The following is an 18,221-nucleotide window of genomic DNA, read 5'->3' as shown; positions in this document are numbered from 1 at the left end:
CACTTGAATCATGTGTTTGATGGGGATTTTGGAGTTTCTGGTGAATAATTCAGGTGTAAGTTGACGTGCTCCAAAATCGTTTTGGTATTCTTTCGGTACGTTAAATCCGTAATCTCAATGGCGTCAGTCATCTGCTACTCCTCCTTGTTTGCCGTGATATAGGCTTGAATGGCTGTGACGATTTCCCCATCGCTCAGCCGCAACGCGTGTAGTTGCGTGTACAAACGTTCGATGTACCCGTGACTCAACCGTTGCTTCAAGGCGGTGATCCTTGCCGTATCCATCGTGACAAAGTTCCCCACACCGCGCTTGGATGTTAAGACCTGCTCCGTGACCATCTCACTAAGGGCCCGTTGTACCGTGTTGACGTTCACGGTCAAGTCCACCGCTAATTGCCGTACTGCGGGCAGTTTCTCGCCGGGCGCTAAATCGCCCGCCACGATCCGGTGGTACAGGTTGTTTTTGATCTGATAGTAAATCGGTACCTTATCATCAAACTGCATTGATCCCACCTCAATAGTGTTCTACTTCTCTATTACACAATAACATATTCCCCAAAATTCGCCAACCCCCCTGAACAAATTTAACTGGAAAGGAGGTTATTGTGAACGTGAACAATTTCGCAACCTTTTCATCTAGCTGGTGTTCCGTCTTCCGTAAAGTGCGGTATAATAATCCCAACAAGTTGTCCGGGAAACCGACTGGTGGCCGGCCGTTTGCCTTAAGTTGATTGGCAGTCATTTTCATCATTTTCATCGCGGTCACCAGTAATTAAGGGCTTACATGGTAAGGAATAAATGATATAGTATAAGTAAGGTTTCTATATGCATCGTGAAGGGGTGGCATCCATTATGTTACAACAATATCAAAATATTCTGGTTCCCGTTGATGGTTCAAAAGCAACCCAACCAGTTCTCGAAAAAGCAATTGAAGTCGCGAAGCGGAATAAAACACACCTGGACATTTTAAATGTGCTGGAAGTCAACCAATTCAGCGATACTTACGGTGGCGCTGTCAGCGGCGACGTGATCTACAAGTTATCGCAAGATGTCCAAGACCGCCTGAACGCGCTGAAGCAACAAGCAATCGACGCCGGTGTGCCCGACGTCAGCATCCACGTTCGGTTTGGGAATCCTAAGCCGGTTATCGCCCGCGAATTCCCAGCGGACCACGATACGGAACTCATCATCATCGGCTCGACCGGGTTAACCGCCGTCGAACGGTTAATGGTCGGTTCCGTAACCAACTACGTCAGCCGTTCTGCTATCTGCGACGTGCTGATCGTTAAACCCGAAGAAACGAAATAAGCGCTTAAACTGACAGAACCTGCCATCTGCGGACGGCGGGTTCTTTTGTGTTGCTCAAGGAGGACGACCATGCACTGGACCTACATCCGTAAATACCCACTCGACCAACCCGCTCGCACCGTCCGCGCGTTACTAAGCGCCTGGCTGATTCCCAGCCACCTGATTCATAGCCTGCGCGTGGGTCAGCGGGTGCTGGTCAACGACCACTACCGCTCGATGAACCAACTGGTCCAGCCCGGCGAGCGCCTCACGTTGACCTTCGTGCCGGCCGACTTCACGCATCCGTTTCCGGCCGTCGACCCGGACAGCGCGGCCACGGTCAGCGTCCTCTACGAAACGGCCGACCTGCTGGTCATCAACAAGACCCGCGGCAGTAAGACCCACCCCAACCAACCGGGCGAACGGGGGACCACACTGAACCACGTGGCGGCCTACCTGGGGCCGGACCAGCCGGGGCCCTACATCCTGAGCCGTCTGGACCAGGAAACCACCGGGGCGCTACTGATGACCAAGACGCCAGCCGTAGTCCCCGTGATGGTCCGCAACATTGCTGAAAAGCGAGTCCAACGAACGTACCTGGCTTGGGTCCACGGTACCCTAACCGACGAGGGGACCTTTGACGCCCCAATTGGCCGCGACCCGTTGGATAAGCGCAAGCGTCAAGTCAACGGCGACCACGCCCAACGCGCCGTCACCCATTACCGGGTGGTCGACCACCAGCCGGGCGCGACGTTGGTTCAGCTCTGGTTGGAGACCGGCCGGACCCACCAACTGCGGGTTCACCTGGCCGCCAGCGGTCATCCCCTGGTGGGTGATCCGCTCTACGGCCCGGGTGACGGTCGTCGCTTACGGCTCCATTGCTGGCGCTTGGCCTTCCCGCAGCCGTTTACCCTGGACGATGAACTGACCACGATCACGGCACCGGTCCCCAGTGGGTTCGATGAATTGAATTTAGGTTAAAAATAAGGCCTTCCCGGCTGGCTAACTCGGGAAGGCCACTTTTAATTTCAATTAATGCAGATACCCCTGATGGTCAACGTGGTTTGGTTGGTGTTCCGTCCCCAACCAAACATCATGGCCCACCGAAGCCAACAGAATGATGGCCCCACCACCAACCACTAAACTAAACCACCAGTTGACCTGCGCGGGCGTTGCTTGAAAAATCCCCCGTAGATTGCCCAACAATACTAACGCAACCCAAAACCGTACCGATTTAACCAGCTTCAATACCCGCATGTTGATTTCCCCTTTCAAGCAAGGTAATACTGTTATTTTCAGTCTACCACGGCAGTTTTTAGTTGTTAAATACCAGACACTAGTATGAGGCTCAACTAGTTGTCAGCATCGTTTGCTCGTCCCGACAGATGAGCGTATACTAAAATCATTAGATACAGTCTTCACAATTCATCTATCGTTTTGTTAGGAGTGGGTGCGAATGTTTCGTCAATTTTTAGCTCGCTGGGGAAACAGCTTGAGCTTGCTGCTGGTTTTAGGTCTGGGCTTACACACGGCCACAACGCTACCGGTAGGTCCGAAATTAGTCGTGGATTTAGGTGGCGTGGCGCTATTAGGCTTCGGGTTGTGGCAGGTTAACCATCAGTCGGTCGCCGAAAAACGGTCATTAAAATGAAAACCAAAACAGATTAGAGACGTTTACAAATCGTAAACGTTCCTAATCTGTTTTTAGTTCTATGCGAACGACCTGATACCGTACACGCAACCCCAATGGCACCTCGCGTTGTTGAGTCATTATCACCTTGACATCCCGGTGTCCATCTAACACCACAAACCAGACTGGTGGCGACAATTCTGCCATCATCAATAGGCTGCCCCAAGATGCCATGATCCGTTCTGCTGAAGCCTGAAAGTTTAACCCCCGTGGTGACCCGTAAATAAACGTAATACGCCATGAAAGTAAACACCCCGAATCACCGAAATCCAGAACAAAATCAAAAACGGCCACCCAAATGGTCCCCGCGGCCAATTATAGGCAATTACGGGGGTTACCACTCGCCAGCCAAACGTCATCCCCGCCCAGACAAAGTTTCCAATCAAAAGGACCCATAACCCGACAAGTAACCACCCTGTTTTTCGACGCAAATTTTTGACCTCCCCAGTCAGTTTGTCATCCAAATACGCCTTAAGTATAGACCATTAGTTACTCATTTGATTAATAGTTATCATAAATAAATAATCCTATTAAGCGATTCATCATGAGGAAGGTCAACTACTAATGCCTCGCGACCAATAAACGCCTTATTTACCGTTCTCTGTCGTTTCAAAATCGCCCTATTTCCCAACGATTTTTGCGTTGTTCCCGTTTCAATCTAGCCTAGATGCTATAGTTGATTTTGTCGGGCCTACGTCCGGCACTAATCTAACTGTATTGGAGAAACGACGATAAATGAAAACTAAACTTAGCGCTTTGTGGCTCACAATCTGCTATGCCAACCTGACTGGGCTGTTCGCTCACTTCATGACCAACCTCATCACCGATCGCTGGTCCGGGATTGCTCTGGCCTTACGCCTACTGCTCATCATTGCCATGGGCTTAAGTGTCGTGGGAACCGCCCGTCATTTTCTAAAATTGATCACGCCTAATCGGGCCTAATCCAACGACCGTGGGAATCTTTCCGCGGTCGTTTTTCAATGCACTCAAAAAACGCCCAACTCACAAGTTAGGCGTTTCGTGCGCTTGATTTTAATGGTGTTGAGCGGACTTGAGCACCCGGTAATGGGTCACCCCATAATGGGGATTCACCGTCACGCGCACCCACTGGCCATACCGAAACGGTCCCGGATTGTCACTGTTGGTCTTTAACGTCACCATCCGCGAATGGCCCGCCGCGTTCACCGCGCGGCCCCGGTAAATGGACCCCGTAATTTGATAATTGACGGGCTGACTTAACGGCCGCGTCCCCACCCTGTGAGTGATGCGCAGGTCGTAGTGCGTTCCCCCGTATCGGTAGCCCCACCAGCCCGCCAGGCCCAAAATTTCCAAGACCAATAAACCAACTGCCAGTCGTCCTAAATACCGTTCAACAAACTTCTCCAAAATATAATCCCCCAAAATACCTTAATTTGGAAGCTACCGGTCGATCACCCGTCTAACGGTTCCCCGTGATCTACCGTTTAGCTCCCCCTTAAATATGACCGAGGAACCCGTTGTGGGCAATCCTTTTCCGTTAACCCTAATGAAAATATTAGAAACGCTGGCAGGCTCACCTTCAGCATCACGACCAACTCGCCGAATTTATTACGATTTGTGTAAGCGTTAACAATTTAGTCGCTTCCGCATAAGCTCAATGGTACACTAGGCGTAAGGAAGTGACCAAATGATGCTCAACCCTCAGGCCCACCACGAATGTTTCGCCCTGCCCCAGAAAAATGGTGCACTGTTATTGATTCCCGAAACGCAGCGGGTCTTGTACACCGATTTGCTGGCGTACCAAGAAATTGCCGACGACCTCAACGATACCTTCGATGATCCCGGCATCGATGAAGCTACCCGCAGCCAGTGGCTCACCTATTTGGACGACCAAGCCACCCAGGCGGGCCAAGAACTCGACGTGTCCGCCCTGGAAAACTACCTCTTTTTGCTCGATTAAATGGATTAAACAACCGGTCAGCGCCTGTCATTAAGCCGCTGACCGGTTTTGATTTAACGTCGTTGTTTGACCCACTGATAGGCCAATACGAAGATTCCCGCCGCCACCAAGAACAGCCGGTAAATCAGACTCGTCCCCCAGCGGACAACGGCAAATTCGTGTTCCCCGGCATCCCCGATTCGGGCCACCCCCAAGTGGCCGGTGTTGGCGTAAGCTGATCCGGTCCGCACGGCTTCCTGGTCCGTGTTGTCGCGCGGGTGTTGTATCTTTTCGCCCAGATCTGCCGTCTGGTTGAACGAACCGAACATCCGCCGATAGACCGTCGGGAAAACGATTAAATAACTCAATATATAGTACCCGTCCCAGCCGTTCAGGTGCCAGCTAAAGGAAACGGCTGTCAATTCCATACCACTGATCAAAACCAATAAGGCTGCCGGAAACAGCCCCTTTAGATATATTCGTTTTCGAGTCATCCTACTTTCCCCTCATTAATTCACTTGATATCTTTAAATTCTAAATACTAACCGCGTTCCCGTCAAAGCAAGCTAGTGAACATACTTAGGCATTTAGAGCCTGAATAGATGCAACTTCCCCCACCTTCTTCTATCCTATAGCTAAGCTCATATTCAAGACTAGCTCAGTTTAGGTTCGCAGATTGGAGGAGTCCCATCATGACTAAAATTTACTATCCCGTTACCCTGGCGAAAATCGTGATGATTCTCATTAATTTAGCGATTTTAATCGCCGGGCTCGCCATTCACGACGCCCTGTGGCTGTCCGGGGTCTTCTTCTGCGGCCTGATTGGCGTGCAGTTTCACTTCACGGTCTTCGAAGACACCCGCGATACCAATTGGGTGAGCCGGCTGGACATCTGGCTGTCACTGCTCACCCTCCTGTTTCTCCTGTGTAAATTTTTCGTGGTCACCGCGGTTCCCGCTTAACTCAACGGACCGACTTAGGATTGGGGGATAGCCCCCAATCCTTTTTGCCGACTAACCGGTTTTTGGCGGATTAATCGCCGATAACAATTATTACAATATCAATTCGTTTGGCGGTTTAGCCTAGTGTGGAATTTCTCCCGGTGCTACACTGAAAGTAAGTCTAAAGGAGGAATTTTAAGATGCGCAAAATTGTTCAAGGCGCACTGGTTTGCGGCCTGGGGCTCGGTGCGTGGTTCGGCATGACCGCCACGACCACCGCTCACGCCGCCAGTTATTCAGCCACGCGCAGTCAATCCGTCAAGCTGGTCTGGCGCAAGAGTATGGGGCAGAAGACCTACACCGCCACCACCGGCGCCCGGTATTCCAAACACCTGGGGACCAAGTACGGCAACAACGCCACCACGAAATCGGTGGTCTGGGTCACCGACGCCCACGAAAAGCTCTACCGGCCGGCCAAAGGCACGTCCGCCATTTACTACCACGTCAAAAGTAGTGACGGGAAGCTTCAGGGCTGGATCTGGCGCGGCTACCTCACGGCCACCCAGGAACACACCACCACGACCAAGGGGCAATACTCCGCGGCTCGGTCGAATTCCGTTAAGCTGGTCTGGCGTAAGAGCATGAAGCAACACGCCTACACCGCCACCACCGGCGCCCGGTACTCCAAACACCTGGGGACCAAGTACGGCAACAACGCCGATACGGCCGACGTGACTTGGTTGACCGACGCTCACGAAAAGCTCTACCGCAAGGCCAAGGGCAACTCGGCCATTTACTACCACGTCAAGAGTAGCGATGGCAAGCTTCAGGGCTGGATCTGGCGCGGTTACCTGAAGGCCCAAACCAGTGACAGCACCCAGGACGCCACGACCAACACCAGTTCAACAACCACCGATCTCAAGAAGAATCAGTCGGCCACCAGTTTCACGGTCCAGAAGAGTACCAATAACGACGTGCTCGGGCAACAGGACAACGCCTTTACCCAATTGGTCACGGCACAACTGGTCAAGGACGGTTTCAAGGTCAGCCAAGACTTGGCCGGCGCCTACCAGGGACTCGCCCAGATCGACGACTGGGACGGCGCCCTGACCACCACCGCTTTTGCCGATAACTTCGATCCTTACGACCAAGTCACCGGTAAGCTCAAGGCTAAGGACATCAACTTCCTCTACTCCAGCACCGCTGGTCGGGTGGGGTCGAGTCACGATAAGCTGACCGCCAACATGGACCCGTGGTTCCCCGAAGACATTCAACGCCTGCTGGGCACCAAGGTCGATCCAGATACCGGGAACGTCAAAACCTTAGTCAAGGATCTCGCCCTGTACTTAGAACAGACCCTCAACAAGGATAAAATGAAGAACTTTTACTTAAACGCCGCCGTGGGTTATCCCGCTAGCATGGGGTACACCACCTACAACACCGACACGGATCTCTCCGTTGAGTTCCAACTGTTATATACCAAGGTGGCCGACGGTAAACATTAACTCCTACAGGTTTGGCCCCGGCCAAACCTGTTTTTTGAACGGGCCGGACTAACTCCCTAACCCCCTAAAACCCCAAATAGCGCTGCCGTCAACGACGACAACGCTATTTTTAATGTGGTCTCCGATGACCAACTTACCCTTTGGCACAAATTGACAAGTTTCATTTTAACGGGTCACAATTGACGATGACACAACTGATTTTATCAGCGAACGACGCTCACCATCCCCGCCATCCCCCCGGTCGGCAGTGATTGGGTTGCGGTTTGTTTTCCGGTCACGGCGGTGTTTGCTCCCCAAAACTATGTATTCCATAGAACAGTCTTACTATAGACTTCCTCGGCCGCCCTGACAAGCTTTAAAATATTACATTTGTCATAATCGGCATTGGTATCGGCCTAGGCCAATCTTCATGCAGCAGACTAGTTAGTCACTGGCCATCCCATTCGCCCAGACTAGACCACCCGCTATTGACCAGGAGTTATCCAGCAGATTCCGTTGCCGGGCCAACGGAATTTGCCACCAAAAAAAGTGGCCCCCGACGATTGTCAGCGACCACTCACCATAAATAATTTAATTCCGGGTACGTTTCCCGGCGACGCTGAAGACCCCCATGAGGGTGAACAAGAGGCCCGCGCCCACCCCACCAACGTTGTACGCGACGTTGAGGTAGACGTTTTCCAGCACCGTGACCAGTAAGAACACGATACCCAGCCAAAAGTAGAAATTCTTGTAAAAAGTTCCATTAAACCCAAGTCTCATGAGTAACGGCCCCCTTATTGCCTGCTAACTGATCAAGCGGATTAGCTCGTGTGCACTATTGAGCTTAATCTTATGGTACCGTGTTCATCGGTGCGCCACAATCAGGCATCTCCCTGATTTTTAACCGCTTTTATTGCACAAAAAAACCGGAGTAACCACACTCCGGTTCCCACTAGCATCATTAGAGTTTAAGCGTATCACAGTTTGTAGTCAGGAAACGTCGTCGCTCAAATTAGCTAAAACCTCAATATGTAGTATTGAGTTTGTTCAGTGCCAACCTCGAACAACACACCGTTATTCGAAGTATGAATAAAATCTAATCGTCACAATTAGGCTTTATTCACAAAATCAAGAAACTGCAAAACGCTTCTATTTCCCAGCTTCTCTGAAAGATTGATTGGTATTACAACTCTTAGTATATCAGAGCATCTCATAATTGCAAGCGCTTTCTTTACAATTATACATTTCTTAGTTAAACAATAAGTTGCGACTTAGTTTGTGAATTTTACTAACCTCCGCTAAGTCATCGGCAGGGTCACGACCAGTCGGCCCCAGTGTAACTTGGTCTCTAACTGGAGGGTCACCGCGGGCGGCAAGTCCTTGAGAACGCCGGAAAAGTCTAGCTGAAATTGGTCGCCTAGTAACCGGTTGCCGTGGACGATTTGGACGTTGGCCGGCACCGGAAAGGTCAGTTCGACCCACGACAAGTCCGGTGACTCCGTAATTTTTAAGGTCACCACCGCTGGTTTTAAATCCGTGACCGCCCGAACCGTGACGGGAACTGTCCGCGTCAGTATCTTCCCCACCCGCCGGCCGACCGCTACGGAAGCAATCAACGGTTTCGGAATGTTAATAAAGAGGTTGACGCCCAGTTGTTGGGCCAAGAGGTAATCGTGATAGACCCCGTACTGCACGATGCCCCGCGGCATGTTGTTCAGATCATCGATGGTCAAATCGGCGGCGTTACTGGTGGCCCACCGTGACCGAATATCGATATAGTATTGGCGAAATCCCGCGTAGTCCTTTTCGTTTAAGTAACCACCCAGCCCCAGCAAGATATTCTGGTAGTCGTGACGGAACTTCCGGACCAGGACCGACTGCCGTTGTAACTCCGCGGTGTACTGTTGGTGATAGGCCTGATGGCGGGCCTGGATCCGGGCGTGTTCCTGCTGCAGATGGGTCTGTAATAACAGATAGATGCTCACGGTCAGACTCACCATGACCACCCCCGTGATGCCGACCAGAAAGAACAGGTAACCGTTCGACCGGTTCATCAGTCGTAAGAGCGACAGGAACAGGATAAAGACCACCCACATGATCAGCATAAACAGGAGCAAGAGGTACTGCGTCCGCCGACTGATCACGGCCTGCATGAAGTTTTCCATCGGCGCCTGTGTGCCCAGCAACCCCAGGGCAATCAGGGAAAACAGAATCGTGCTAAAGGTCAACATCGTGGTCAACCCCCAGGCGGTCCGCGTAAAGTGGTACGACGTCAAGAGGACGGTGATCATCACGCTTACGCTGTTGACGAAGGCACTTAACAGATAATCGAGTAGCGACACAGTCAAGAAGGCTGGAATCAGCTGGCGGCCTTGATGGGCGATCAACCACCCCAGTTCGATGGCCAAAATAATCAATACCGATGTGCCACGGAGCCACGCTAAGGGCGGCCATTTGGCTAAAAGGTTCAGGGCCGTAAACAACGCGGCGACCCCGACATACCCCCACTGAAACCACGGCCGGCGCCAGTTCGGGAACCAGTAGAATTGAAACGACACGAACCACGCACACATCACAAAGTTCGTTAACCAAAAATCACTACCACTGGGTGTTAACATCCTGCTCGCTCCTCCCCTCAGTTCTGACCGTTCTTCGGCAAGATAATTTCCAACTGCCCCCAGTGCCGCTTAGCCTGCAACATCGTACTGGTGTCCAGCGTCAAATGCCGGGTGACCTGGCTAAAATCGAGGTCGCCCTGGGCACTGGTCAATTGATGGGCGGCGACGATTCGGGCATCGTCCCCCACCGGAAACGTCAGCCGAAAGTGGACGGCGTATTGCGCATCCAAGAGTTCCAGTGTGACCATGGCCGGTCGTAATTGGGCCACGTAGGGTAAGACGATGGGAAACGTCCGGGTGACGATCCGGGCCAACTGCCGCAACGCTTCCATGGTCAGCGTCAACGGCTCCGGCGTTTTCACGTACATGTCCACGCCCAACCGCCGGGCCTCTAAGTATTGATGATAAACCTCATAGCGCACCCCAATCTTGGGAATGTTCTCGAGGTCGTTGATGGTTAAGTCAGCGGCGTTACTGGTGGCCCACCGCGACCGAATATCGATGTACAGTTGCTGAAAGCCCGCATAGTCGTGGTCCGCCAGGTAGCCCCCGAGCCCCAGTAACATATTTTGGTAATCGTGCTGGAACTTCCGGACGGACGCGACCTGGCGGTGGAGTTCCGCTTCGTATTGGTCATGGAACCGTTGCACCTGTAGCTGCGCGTGGGTGTGTTCCGTCTGTAGGTGACTCTGCACCAGAATATAGGTGCAGAGGGTGACCCCCAGCATCAACACGCCCGAGATGCCCATCAAAAAGATCAGGTAACCCACCGACCAATTTAGCGCCTGTAACGCGTATTCAAACAAACTAAAGACCAACATCATCACCGACATCAGGCCCAGAAAAAAATACGCCGCATTCCGGCCCAGCATCGACTGGATCAAGTTTTCGATGGGTGCCTGGGTGGACAGGGTCGCCAGGAGCGTCAGGGCGAAGAAGACGGAATCGAACGTCAGGGTCACGACGCCCCCCGGCAACGTGGTCATAAACGCCACGTTGGTGAGCAGCATGGTGAGCGTCAGGCTGACCGTATCAATAAACTCGATCAGCAGGTATGCCAGAATCGTCATACTGATAAACGCCGGTAGATACCGCCGATAGCGACGTACCAGAGTCAAACACTCTACGCCCACTAGTATCAGGGCCGGTAACGAGGTCAACAGCGCGTGGTGGGTGAACACCAAAACCGCCGTGTCCGCCGTGGCGTAGGCCGCCGCCAGTCCCCACGCGTAGGCCATGAAGTGGCGCACCCGTAATTGGGGCAACCAGTAATATTGAAAGTAGATGAACCAAAAGCCCATCACAAAATCGGCCAACCAAAAGCTGGGAATGGTTACGGCTAACACGCTATTCGCCTCCCGTCTTGGTCAAAATAATCGTGAAGTACAGATGATGGCGTTTGATCATAATCTGTAAGGACGCGTTAGGGGTCTGGTCGATGATTTCCTGAACCGTACTGAGCCCCAGGCCGTGGCCGCCACCCTTGGTGGTATACCCCGCCCGCATGAATTGCGTAATGGCCGGTGGGTGCTCGACGGAAACCGGGTTGGCGACCGCGAGTTCGACGGCGTCCGGGTAGTCTAAGATGGCACAGTAGATTTCGGGCAGCTCCCCTTCCAAGGGCGCCTCGATCGCGTTATCCAAGAGGATTCCCAGTACCCGTAGTAATTGCACGTTATTCATGGGAATCATCTGAATCGGGTCGGGAACCTCGAGGCGAAAGTGCCAGTGATGTTGCTGGGCCGCTAGAATTTTTTGAAACAGGAGGTTCTTTAACGGGGGATCGTTGAGTCGTTGAAGGCCATCGATCTCTAGGCCGGCCAATTGATTGGTCGTTTGCCACCGCGTGTTGAGGGTCTGGTAGTAGCGTTCCAGGCCTTCGTAGTCCTCCGCGTCTAAGTAATCGCCTAGCCGCAGCATCTGGTCCTGATAGGTCCGTTTAAAGTCCCGAATGTTTTGTACCTGGTCCGAAATGCGCCGGTCGTAGCGGCTCTGTAACATCGCCGTTTGGTAATCGGACTTGACCCGCTGGCGGATCATGAAGCTGCGCAGGAAAATAAACAGACTGACCACGATCAGTCCGATCATCAGGACCTCGATGCCCAGAGAAAACGTCAGCATCCCCTGGCTGAGATTCATGTGGTGAATGATGGTCGACGATAGGCCCACCAGTGACGAGAGACTGAGCAGCAGGGCCAAAACGGTCCACTGTTCTTTATGGCTCAACGCCAATTGGTCGAGGTTTCCGGGCTGGATGTGCATCCACACCACGCTTAGCGAAATTAGCGAATAGACCATCAATTGGACCGTCAGCCGACTGGCCACCCCCATCACGCTTTGGGCCACGCCGTCCCCCCACAGTTGGCGCATCAGTTCCCACGAAAAGTCGTTGACCAGCACCACAATCAAAAAAATCACAATCGTCGCGTTCATGAAAATCAGTGCGAGATTGCGATGGTGCCGCAACAAATACACCAGCGCCGCTAACGGGGGAATCGTCAGACTCCATCCCTCGCCAATCACCGCCGAAATCAGCGCCCAGAGGACCCACTTCACGGGTAACGACCAGTTTTGGGGCCGAATCTCTCCGATCCAGATGGTCCAGAACCACTGCATGGTCATCGCCAGCACGAAGTTGACCCAGAAATTTTGATCAAACAAATGCCACGTCACACCCATCACCCTATTCGTTTAAATGCTTCTGCACCAGCGTTTTCACCTCGTGGAAGCGGCGGGTCGCCACGTCGGTCTGGTCGCCGTTGGGAAAGATCAGCCGCCGCGTGGTCGAATCGATGCCACTCACGTTGTCGAGGTTGACCAGAAAACTTTTATCCGTCCGGTAAAGTTCCGGGTATTGGTCCGCCACGTCCTTTAGGAAGCCCGGAAATTCGACCAGCTGGTTAGCCGCGTGCACCGAGACCTTATGCGGCGTGTCCGCGGTCGAGACAAAGTAGACGTCCCCCATCGGCAGGCTAAACTTACGCCCCCCAATGGTGTACTGGAATAAGTTTTCCGTGTTCTCCAGATAATTGGTATACCGTTGATACCCGTAATCAACGTTTTCGCGGAGCTTCTGGTCGATCTGTTCACGTCCGAGGTCCTTGACCACGAAGTCCATCGGCTCCACCTTCCGCTCGAACGTCAGTAAGGCCATCTCCGAGTGGGTGGTGACAAAGACGATTTCCGCAAATCCCAATTGTTGGCGAATGGCAATCGCGGTCTCTAAGCCGTTCATGTCCTCGGCCGGAAATTCAATGTCCAAGAATAACAGGGCGTACTTCGGCGCATCCGTCTCCAGCGCCGCCAGTAGGGCCTTCGGACTAGCCGTTGCGAGTTTGATCTGCATGTCGTAATCGTTAATCATAATGTATCGTTGAACAACTTCCTGATAATGAGCCAGTTGTTCGGGGTTATCCTCACAGAAATAGACCGATAACACCGCGATCGTCTCCCTTCACTAAACACCCTTAATGTAACGTGATTTAGAAATAGTTTCAATCCTTTTTAAGGGTAAATCACACTTATACTTTACATTTTGCCCGGTAAAGACAATTTTAATTTCGCCCCGATCAATCGCCCACTCCCCCGACCATGTCGCCCAACCATCATCAGCGTTAACCCTGGTCAAGCCCCACAAGGACAAAAAAAGTACCGCCCCCAATGGACGATACTCTAAGCAGATTATTCCATTAACTAGTAGGTAAAATTTAGCACTCCCCCAAGTTCTTAATTTTAATCACTGACTACATTGGTAATAATCCGTTATTTATTGAAGCTTACTCTTCAGCGCATTGTGACGTCCTAAAAAGTTCCCTCAACTAGGTATTTACACAACGGGACGCATGTTTCCCCCTGTGCTCGGAACCAAGTTCTGAAGTTGTTGGTCCCTTCCAACTGCAATAAGAATATCATGGAATTAATCATTCAGACGATAAGTGGCAAAAACGTCGTTAAATGCACGTTAAAGTGCCTAATTTCAGAACAATTTAATTGTGTCTCATTAGATAGGACACAAAACCAACTAAAGTGAGCGTCCGGTTAAAGCCCCAACTCCCGGCCACCAATCGCGTTTTGAGCTAGTTGGGAGGGTTTTCTTCCGGTGGATAATTGCGTTAAACTGAATTTAGAAATTATTGAGCACGCAGCACCCATTAGCTGCACTTAGGAGGTAGCGCCCATGGCCCATCAACGAGACTTTAACCCCATCACCGCGGCGGGGTATCAGCAAATCGAACAGGAGATTGCGGCACTGGAAGCCGACCGGCCGCACAAGATTGAAATCCTAGCGGAGGCCCGCGCCCACGGTGACCTCTCCGAAAATGCGGAATACAGCGCCGCCAAGCGTGACCTGCGGCATTTGGAAAGCCGGTTACGATTCTTGAACAAGGAGCTGCAATACGCCCGGATCGTCACCCCCAGCGCCGACCAGGTCGTCGAACTCGGCAAGTGGGTCACCCTGGAATTTCTCGACGACCACGACACCGTGACCTACCAAATCGTGGGGACGGCCGAGGCCGACCTCGATGCGGGCAAGACCACCCGGGTCTCCCCGCTAGGTAAGGCCGTGATGGGCCACCGGGTGGGCGACACCGTGACGGTTCACGCCCCCGCGGCCAGCTACCAGGTCAAGCTGGTGGCCGTGAGCCTCACCGCGCCCCAATCTTAATCCAAATGAGCGTTCTAAAGGAGCATCTATGACATATGAAGACTGGCTTACTCTTAGTTAACCTGGGCTCACCGGCGTCACCCGACACGCCGGCAGTCAAAACCTACTTACGTGAATTTTTAAGCGACCAAAACGTGGTCGAACTCCCCAAATGGTTCTGGCAGCCACTGCTGCGCGGGATCATCTTGCCGTTGCGTTCGTGGCGTTCGGCTACCTTTTATCAACATATCTGGACCACCAGTGGCTCGCCGCTGGTCGCCTACACCCAGATCATGACCCGCCAGGTCCAAGCCGCCCTCCCCGACTGGGACGTGCGCTACGCCATGACCTACGGCGGGCCGCAGATCACCACCACCCTGCAAGCCATGGCCCAAGCGGGATGTGACCACACCATCGTGGTGCCGCTCTATCCGCAATACACCCAAAGCACCCACCAGACCATCATTGAAGCGGCCCAGGCGGCGCAGGTGCCGATCACCATCGTCAAACATTTTTATCAGGAACCCACTTATCAAAAATTACTGGCGGCGAAACTGCAAAAAGCCTGGCTGGCCGCCGATTACGACGCCATCGTGTTTAGCTATCATGGGATTCCCCAGAGCATGGTGCGCCACGGGGACCCCTACGCTCAGCAGTGTGCGGCCACCACGGCCGGCGTGCTTAAGTACTTGCCGGAGATTTCCCATGACCAGGTCACCACGGCCTACCAGTCGAAGTTTGGCCCGGCGCCCTGGCTTAAGCCCTACCTGAAAAACGAACTCATGCAACTGGTCGAGCTGGGGAAACGCCGGGTCCTCCTGGTCACCCCGTCGTTCGTGGCGGACTGCCTCGAAACCCTGGAAGAGGATCGCGTGCAAAATTACCAAACGTTCCGGGCGACCGGCGGCGATACCCTGGATCTGGTACCACCCATGAACGCCGACCCGGCCTTCAGCCAATTTCTGGCCGATCTCGCCGTTAAAGCCAACCAAGGGGGCCTGGGCAATGCCGTCATCTAATCAGCCGGAACACCGCCCCAGTCTCGACGAGATCAACCAAAGCGTGTTGGTCCCCAGCGTTTACGAAACCAGCTTCCTGCAAAAGTTTCTGGCCTATAGCGGCCCCGGCGCCCTGGTGGCCGTGGGCTACATGGACCCCGGCAACTGGCTGACCTCGCTGGCCGGCGGAAGTCAGTTTCGCTACACCCTACTGGCAGTCCTGTGGCTGTCCATCGTGGTCGCGATGTTCATGCAGACGCTCTCAATTAAACTGGGGGTCGTTACCCAGCGGGACCTGGCCCAAGCCGTCGCCGAATGCATCCCCGTGGGCGGCCGCCTCACCCTATGGCTGCTCAACGAACTGGCGATGATGGCCACCGACATGACCGGGGTCATCGGCACCGCCATCGCGTTGAAGTTATTGTTCGGCTTACCCCTGCTTTACGGTATCCTGCTCACGATTCTGGACGTGCTGGTGGTCTTACTATTCCTGCGTTTCGGGATTCGGCGGATCGAAATGATCGTCTTACTGGCGATTCTAACGGTCGGCATCATCTTCGGGCTGGAAGTGCTCCGGGCCCACCCGGCCATGGGCGCAATTGCTCAGGGTTTAGTGCCCACGTCGTCGTTATTCACCAACCACGCCGAACTGGTCTTGAGTCTCGGCATCATGGGGGCGACCATCATGCCCCACAACATTTACCTGCATTCCTCGCTGGCACAGAGCCGCCGGTACGACCATCACGACCCGCAGCAGGTCAACGAGGCGTTACGCTTCGCTCGTTGGGACTCCAACGTTCATCTGGTGGCGGCATTGCTGATCAACGCCCTGCTCCTGATTCTAGGGGGCACCCTGTTCTGGCACACCACCAAGAACCTGGCGAGCCTGCAAGACGTGTTCTACGGTCTGCAAAACTCGGCGGTCGTGGGCAAGTTAGCGAGTCCGTTGATGAGCTGGCTGTTCGCATTTGCCCTGTTGATCACCGGGTTGATCTCGTCCATCACCAGTACTCTCTCCGGGCAAATCGTGATGGAGGGGTACCTGCACATCCGACTGCCCCTCTGGGAACGGCGCCTGTTGACCCGGGCGGTCACCCTGGTCCCGATTCTCATCATCGGCTTTCTGGTGGGCTTCAACGATGCGGCGTTTGAAGAACTCATCGTCTACGCCCAAATCGCGTTGAGCATCGCGCTTCCGTTAACCCTCTTCCCGCTGGTGCGCCTGACCAGCGATGGCGAACTGATGGGCGACCACGTCAATCGGCGGGCCACCCAGTGGATTGGTTACGGGTTAGCGGGTGTGATTACCGCGTTGAATCTGGAACTGATCGTATCGTTATTTTAAATTTAAAACGGCCCCGTCATCTTCGGCGAATTGAAGATGATGGGGTCGTTTTCATTTGGAAAGATTCAGTGATTGCTTGATTAGTCTAGTCTGCTAATGGCGTGACCTCGGCGTTGACTGCTAAATAGATGTCCCCACCATGGTCGTACCAGCCAATTCCCATCTTGGTCGAATTAGCCCGTACCAGGTTTTCGCGATTATCCCAGCTGCCCTCGACGGACTTGTATAGGAGGTCTTTGGCCTCAGCCTTACCGACCTTAGCGGCGACCTTGGCCTGGTTAGCGTGGTCTGCATAGCTTTCCGAGACGCTTTCACTAATGGGCCCATTGCCGTAAAGGCAGGTTGGACAAGCGTTGGGTTGAAAACTAATGCCCAGTTGCTTGGCATCGAGTTGCGCGTAGGGCCGATCCTGATGGTCGTACTGCTCGAAGCCTAATTGATAAAGTTCCTTAGCCCGCTGCATGGCGAGGGCTTGGTACTGGCTATCTAACTGGATTGCCGCGGTACCGTGTTGTTGTCGGTAATGGTTCACTTCGGTCAAAAAGGCTTGGTTTGCGGCCGCCACTTTGAACGCTTTAGACTTAACGACCACCTTGCCGGCCTTTAAGCTGGTCTTTTTGAGCCAGCCCTTGACCTGCTTGGCCGTAACGTATTGGTAGACGGCCTTTTTACCGTTATGCTTGATGGTGGCCTGTTTGGTCACGTAATAGGTCGTGTGCAGGTTGGCCTTGGCACGGACCTTCTTTAATGAAGTCGTCGTGTAAATTGGACTCTGTTTAGTCGCGTGGTAAGCTTTCTTGGCCACCTTAGTCGTCGCAACGACGTGCCCCTTGCTGGTGGCGTTAGCGCCGGTCGGCACCCCGGCCAGTAGTCCGAACCCCATCGCAATCAGTAAACTTGCTTTCAGCCATTTTGTCATATATGTATCCTCCTTATAAATCGGTTAACCGTTGATTCCGCAGTGATTCATGCAACGGTCATGATTCATTATATCGAGGCACCATGACATAATTTGGCGTGAATGAGTTCTAGGGTAAAATTTTTTATAAAAACCAGCACCGGGAAATAATCCCGCCACTGGGTTTAAAAATTAATGCTGAGATAAGTCAAAGCTCGTCTCTACCCCTAACACGTAGAAAGTCGTGGCTTGTAGCTTACCAATAACGCGCCCGGACTTAGCTAGCCGAAAAAACCAAAATTCTCGTAAACATTCCTGGTGAACTACTCGGCCGTAAACGACCGAGCTTCTGGGAACGTTGAGGGGTGTTTAGGCTGTTATGTCGGTATTCCGAGCAC

At 53.0% G+C, this 18,221-nt stretch carries 21 protein-coding genes; 10 read left to right on the top strand and 11 right to left on the bottom strand.

Annotation, left to right across the window (positions count from 1 at the left end; translation table 11 throughout):
• Positions 1-134: 134 nt before the first annotated feature.
• On the bottom strand, positions 135-503 hold the full coding sequence (locus tag FD38_RS04690) for a GntR family transcriptional regulator (RefSeq protein WP_057731781.1): 369 nt from the start codon (positions 501-503) through the stop codon (positions 135-137).
• 348 nt (positions 504-851) lie between these two features.
• Here FD38_RS04690 and FD38_RS04685 point away from each other — a divergent pair, with 348 nt between their 5' ends.
• Complete coding sequence (locus FD38_RS04685; RefSeq protein ID WP_057731778.1) at positions 852-1,307, top strand: universal stress protein; 456 nt, start codon at positions 852-854, stop codon at positions 1,305-1,307.
• A gap of 69 nt (positions 1,308-1,376) precedes the next feature.
• Positions 1,377-2,267, top strand: a complete 891-nt coding sequence (locus FD38_RS04680; RefSeq protein ID WP_057731776.1) for an RluA family pseudouridine synthase — start codon at positions 1,377-1,379, stop codon at positions 2,265-2,267.
• A gap of 51 nt (positions 2,268-2,318) precedes the next feature.
• Here FD38_RS04680 and FD38_RS04675 read toward each other — a convergent pair whose 3' ends face one another.
• Positions 2,319-2,543: a hypothetical protein gene (locus FD38_RS04675; RefSeq protein ID WP_057731774.1), complete on the bottom strand. Its 225-nt coding sequence runs from the start codon at positions 2,541-2,543 to the stop codon at positions 2,319-2,321.
• A gap of 199 nt (positions 2,544-2,742) precedes the next feature.
• Between FD38_RS04675 and FD38_RS04670 the strand changes: the two genes are divergently transcribed.
• Complete coding sequence (locus FD38_RS04670) at positions 2,743-2,937, top strand: hypothetical protein (RefSeq protein ID WP_057731772.1); 195 nt, start codon at positions 2,743-2,745, stop codon at positions 2,935-2,937.
• Positions 2,938-3,176: 239 nt separating this feature from the next.
• On the opposite strand, the gene FD38_RS12840 is transcribed toward FD38_RS04670, so the two are convergent.
• On the bottom strand, positions 3,177-3,407 hold the full coding sequence (locus tag FD38_RS12840) for a hypothetical protein (protein WP_083485272.1): 231 nt from the start codon (positions 3,405-3,407) through the stop codon (positions 3,177-3,179).
• A gap of 304 nt (positions 3,408-3,711) precedes the next feature.
• Here FD38_RS12840 and FD38_RS04665 point away from each other — a divergent pair, with 304 nt between their 5' ends.
• Positions 3,712-3,918 (top strand): hypothetical protein, encoded by a 207-nt coding sequence (locus FD38_RS04665; RefSeq protein ID WP_057731770.1) that lies wholly within the window; start codon positions 3,712-3,714, stop codon positions 3,916-3,918.
• Positions 3,919-4,008: 90 nt separating this feature from the next.
• Here FD38_RS04665 and FD38_RS04660 read toward each other — a convergent pair whose 3' ends face one another.
• A complete protein-coding gene (locus tag FD38_RS04660; protein WP_057731768.1) occupies positions 4,009-4,362 on the bottom strand; it encodes a DUF1093 domain-containing protein in 354 nt (117 codons plus the stop codon).
• A gap of 280 nt (positions 4,363-4,642) precedes the next feature.
• Here FD38_RS04660 and FD38_RS04655 point away from each other — a divergent pair, with 280 nt between their 5' ends.
• Positions 4,643-4,915, top strand: a complete 273-nt coding sequence (locus tag FD38_RS04655; protein WP_057731766.1) for a hypothetical protein — start codon at positions 4,643-4,645, stop codon at positions 4,913-4,915.
• A gap of 53 nt (positions 4,916-4,968) precedes the next feature.
• On the opposite strand, the gene FD38_RS04650 is transcribed toward FD38_RS04655, so the two are convergent.
• Positions 4,969-5,388, bottom strand: a complete 420-nt coding sequence (locus tag FD38_RS04650) for a hypothetical protein (protein WP_057731764.1) — start codon at positions 5,386-5,388, stop codon at positions 4,969-4,971.
• Positions 5,389-5,586: 198 nt separating this feature from the next.
• On the opposite strand from FD38_RS04650, the gene FD38_RS04645 reads away from it, so the two are divergent.
• Both FD38_RS04645 and FD38_RS13015 read left to right on the top strand, forming a co-directional pair.
• Positions 5,587-5,856, top strand: a complete 270-nt coding sequence (locus tag FD38_RS04645; RefSeq protein WP_057731761.1) for a hypothetical protein — start codon at positions 5,587-5,589, stop codon at positions 5,854-5,856.
• Between the two features lie 179 nt (positions 5,857-6,035).
• The gene (locus FD38_RS13015) at positions 6,036-7,340 is read left to right on the top strand and encodes a hypothetical protein (protein WP_057731759.1); all 1,305 of its coding nucleotides are present in this window, start codon (positions 6,036-6,038) and stop codon (positions 7,338-7,340) included.
• A gap of 570 nt (positions 7,341-7,910) precedes the next feature.
• Here the strand turns inward: FD38_RS13015 and FD38_RS04635 are convergent.
• The 5 genes from FD38_RS04635 to FD38_RS04615 form a co-directional block, all read right to left on the bottom strand.
• Complete coding sequence (locus FD38_RS04635) at positions 7,911-8,099, bottom strand: hypothetical protein (protein ID WP_057731756.1); 189 nt, start codon at positions 8,097-8,099, stop codon at positions 7,911-7,913.
• Positions 8,100-8,617: 518 nt separating this feature from the next.
• A complete protein-coding gene (locus FD38_RS04630) occupies positions 8,618-9,937 on the bottom strand; it encodes a sensor histidine kinase (RefSeq protein ID WP_057731753.1) in 1,320 nt (439 codons plus the stop codon).
• Between the two features lie 17 nt (positions 9,938-9,954).
• On the bottom strand, positions 9,955-11,283 hold the full coding sequence (locus FD38_RS04625) for a hypothetical protein (protein WP_057731751.1): 1,329 nt from the start codon (positions 11,281-11,283) through the stop codon (positions 9,955-9,957).
• Between the two features lies 1 nt (position 11,284).
• Positions 11,285-12,610, bottom strand: coding sequence for a GHKL domain-containing protein (locus FD38_RS04620; protein ID WP_225430818.1), 1,326 nt, complete (start codon positions 12,608-12,610; stop codon positions 11,285-11,287).
• A gap of 10 nt (positions 12,611-12,620) precedes the next feature.
• Positions 12,621-13,376, bottom strand: coding sequence for a response regulator transcription factor (locus tag FD38_RS04615; protein WP_057731748.1), 756 nt, complete (start codon positions 13,374-13,376; stop codon positions 12,621-12,623).
• 738 nt (positions 13,377-14,114) lie between these two features.
• Between FD38_RS04615 and greA the strand changes: the two genes are divergently transcribed.
• From greA to FD38_RS04600, 3 genes are read left to right on the top strand one after another with little or no spacing between them, the layout of a single operon-like run.
• Positions 14,115-14,603 carry a transcription elongation factor GreA gene (greA, locus tag FD38_RS04610; protein WP_057731746.1) on the top strand — a complete coding sequence of 163 codons (489 nt, stop codon included), beginning with the start codon at positions 14,115-14,117 and terminating at the stop codon, positions 14,601-14,603.
• Between the two features lie 35 nt (positions 14,604-14,638).
• Entirely contained in the window at positions 14,639-15,601 is a 963-nt protein-coding gene (gene hemH / locus FD38_RS04605; RefSeq protein ID WP_057731742.1) for a ferrochelatase, read from the top strand.
• Positions 15,588-16,925, top strand: a complete 1,338-nt coding sequence (locus tag FD38_RS04600; protein WP_057731739.1) for an Nramp family divalent metal transporter — start codon at positions 15,588-15,590, stop codon at positions 16,923-16,925. The genes hemH and FD38_RS04600 overlap by 14 nt, the downstream gene beginning before the upstream one ends.
• Positions 16,926-17,010: 85 nt before the next feature.
• Here FD38_RS04600 and FD38_RS04595 read toward each other — a convergent pair whose 3' ends face one another.
• Positions 17,011-17,844: a CAP domain-containing protein gene (locus FD38_RS04595; RefSeq protein WP_057731736.1), complete on the bottom strand. Its 834-nt coding sequence runs from the start codon at positions 17,842-17,844 to the stop codon at positions 17,011-17,013.
• Positions 17,845-18,221 lie beyond the last annotated feature (377 nt).

This window comes from Levilactobacillus zymae DSM 19395, assembly GCF_001434115.1.
Lineage (GTDB): Bacteria > Bacillota > Bacilli > Lactobacillales > Lactobacillaceae > Levilactobacillus > Levilactobacillus zymae.
Note: the sequence above shows the minus strand (reverse complement) of the source record. Positions and strands in the feature narration are given on the sequence as shown.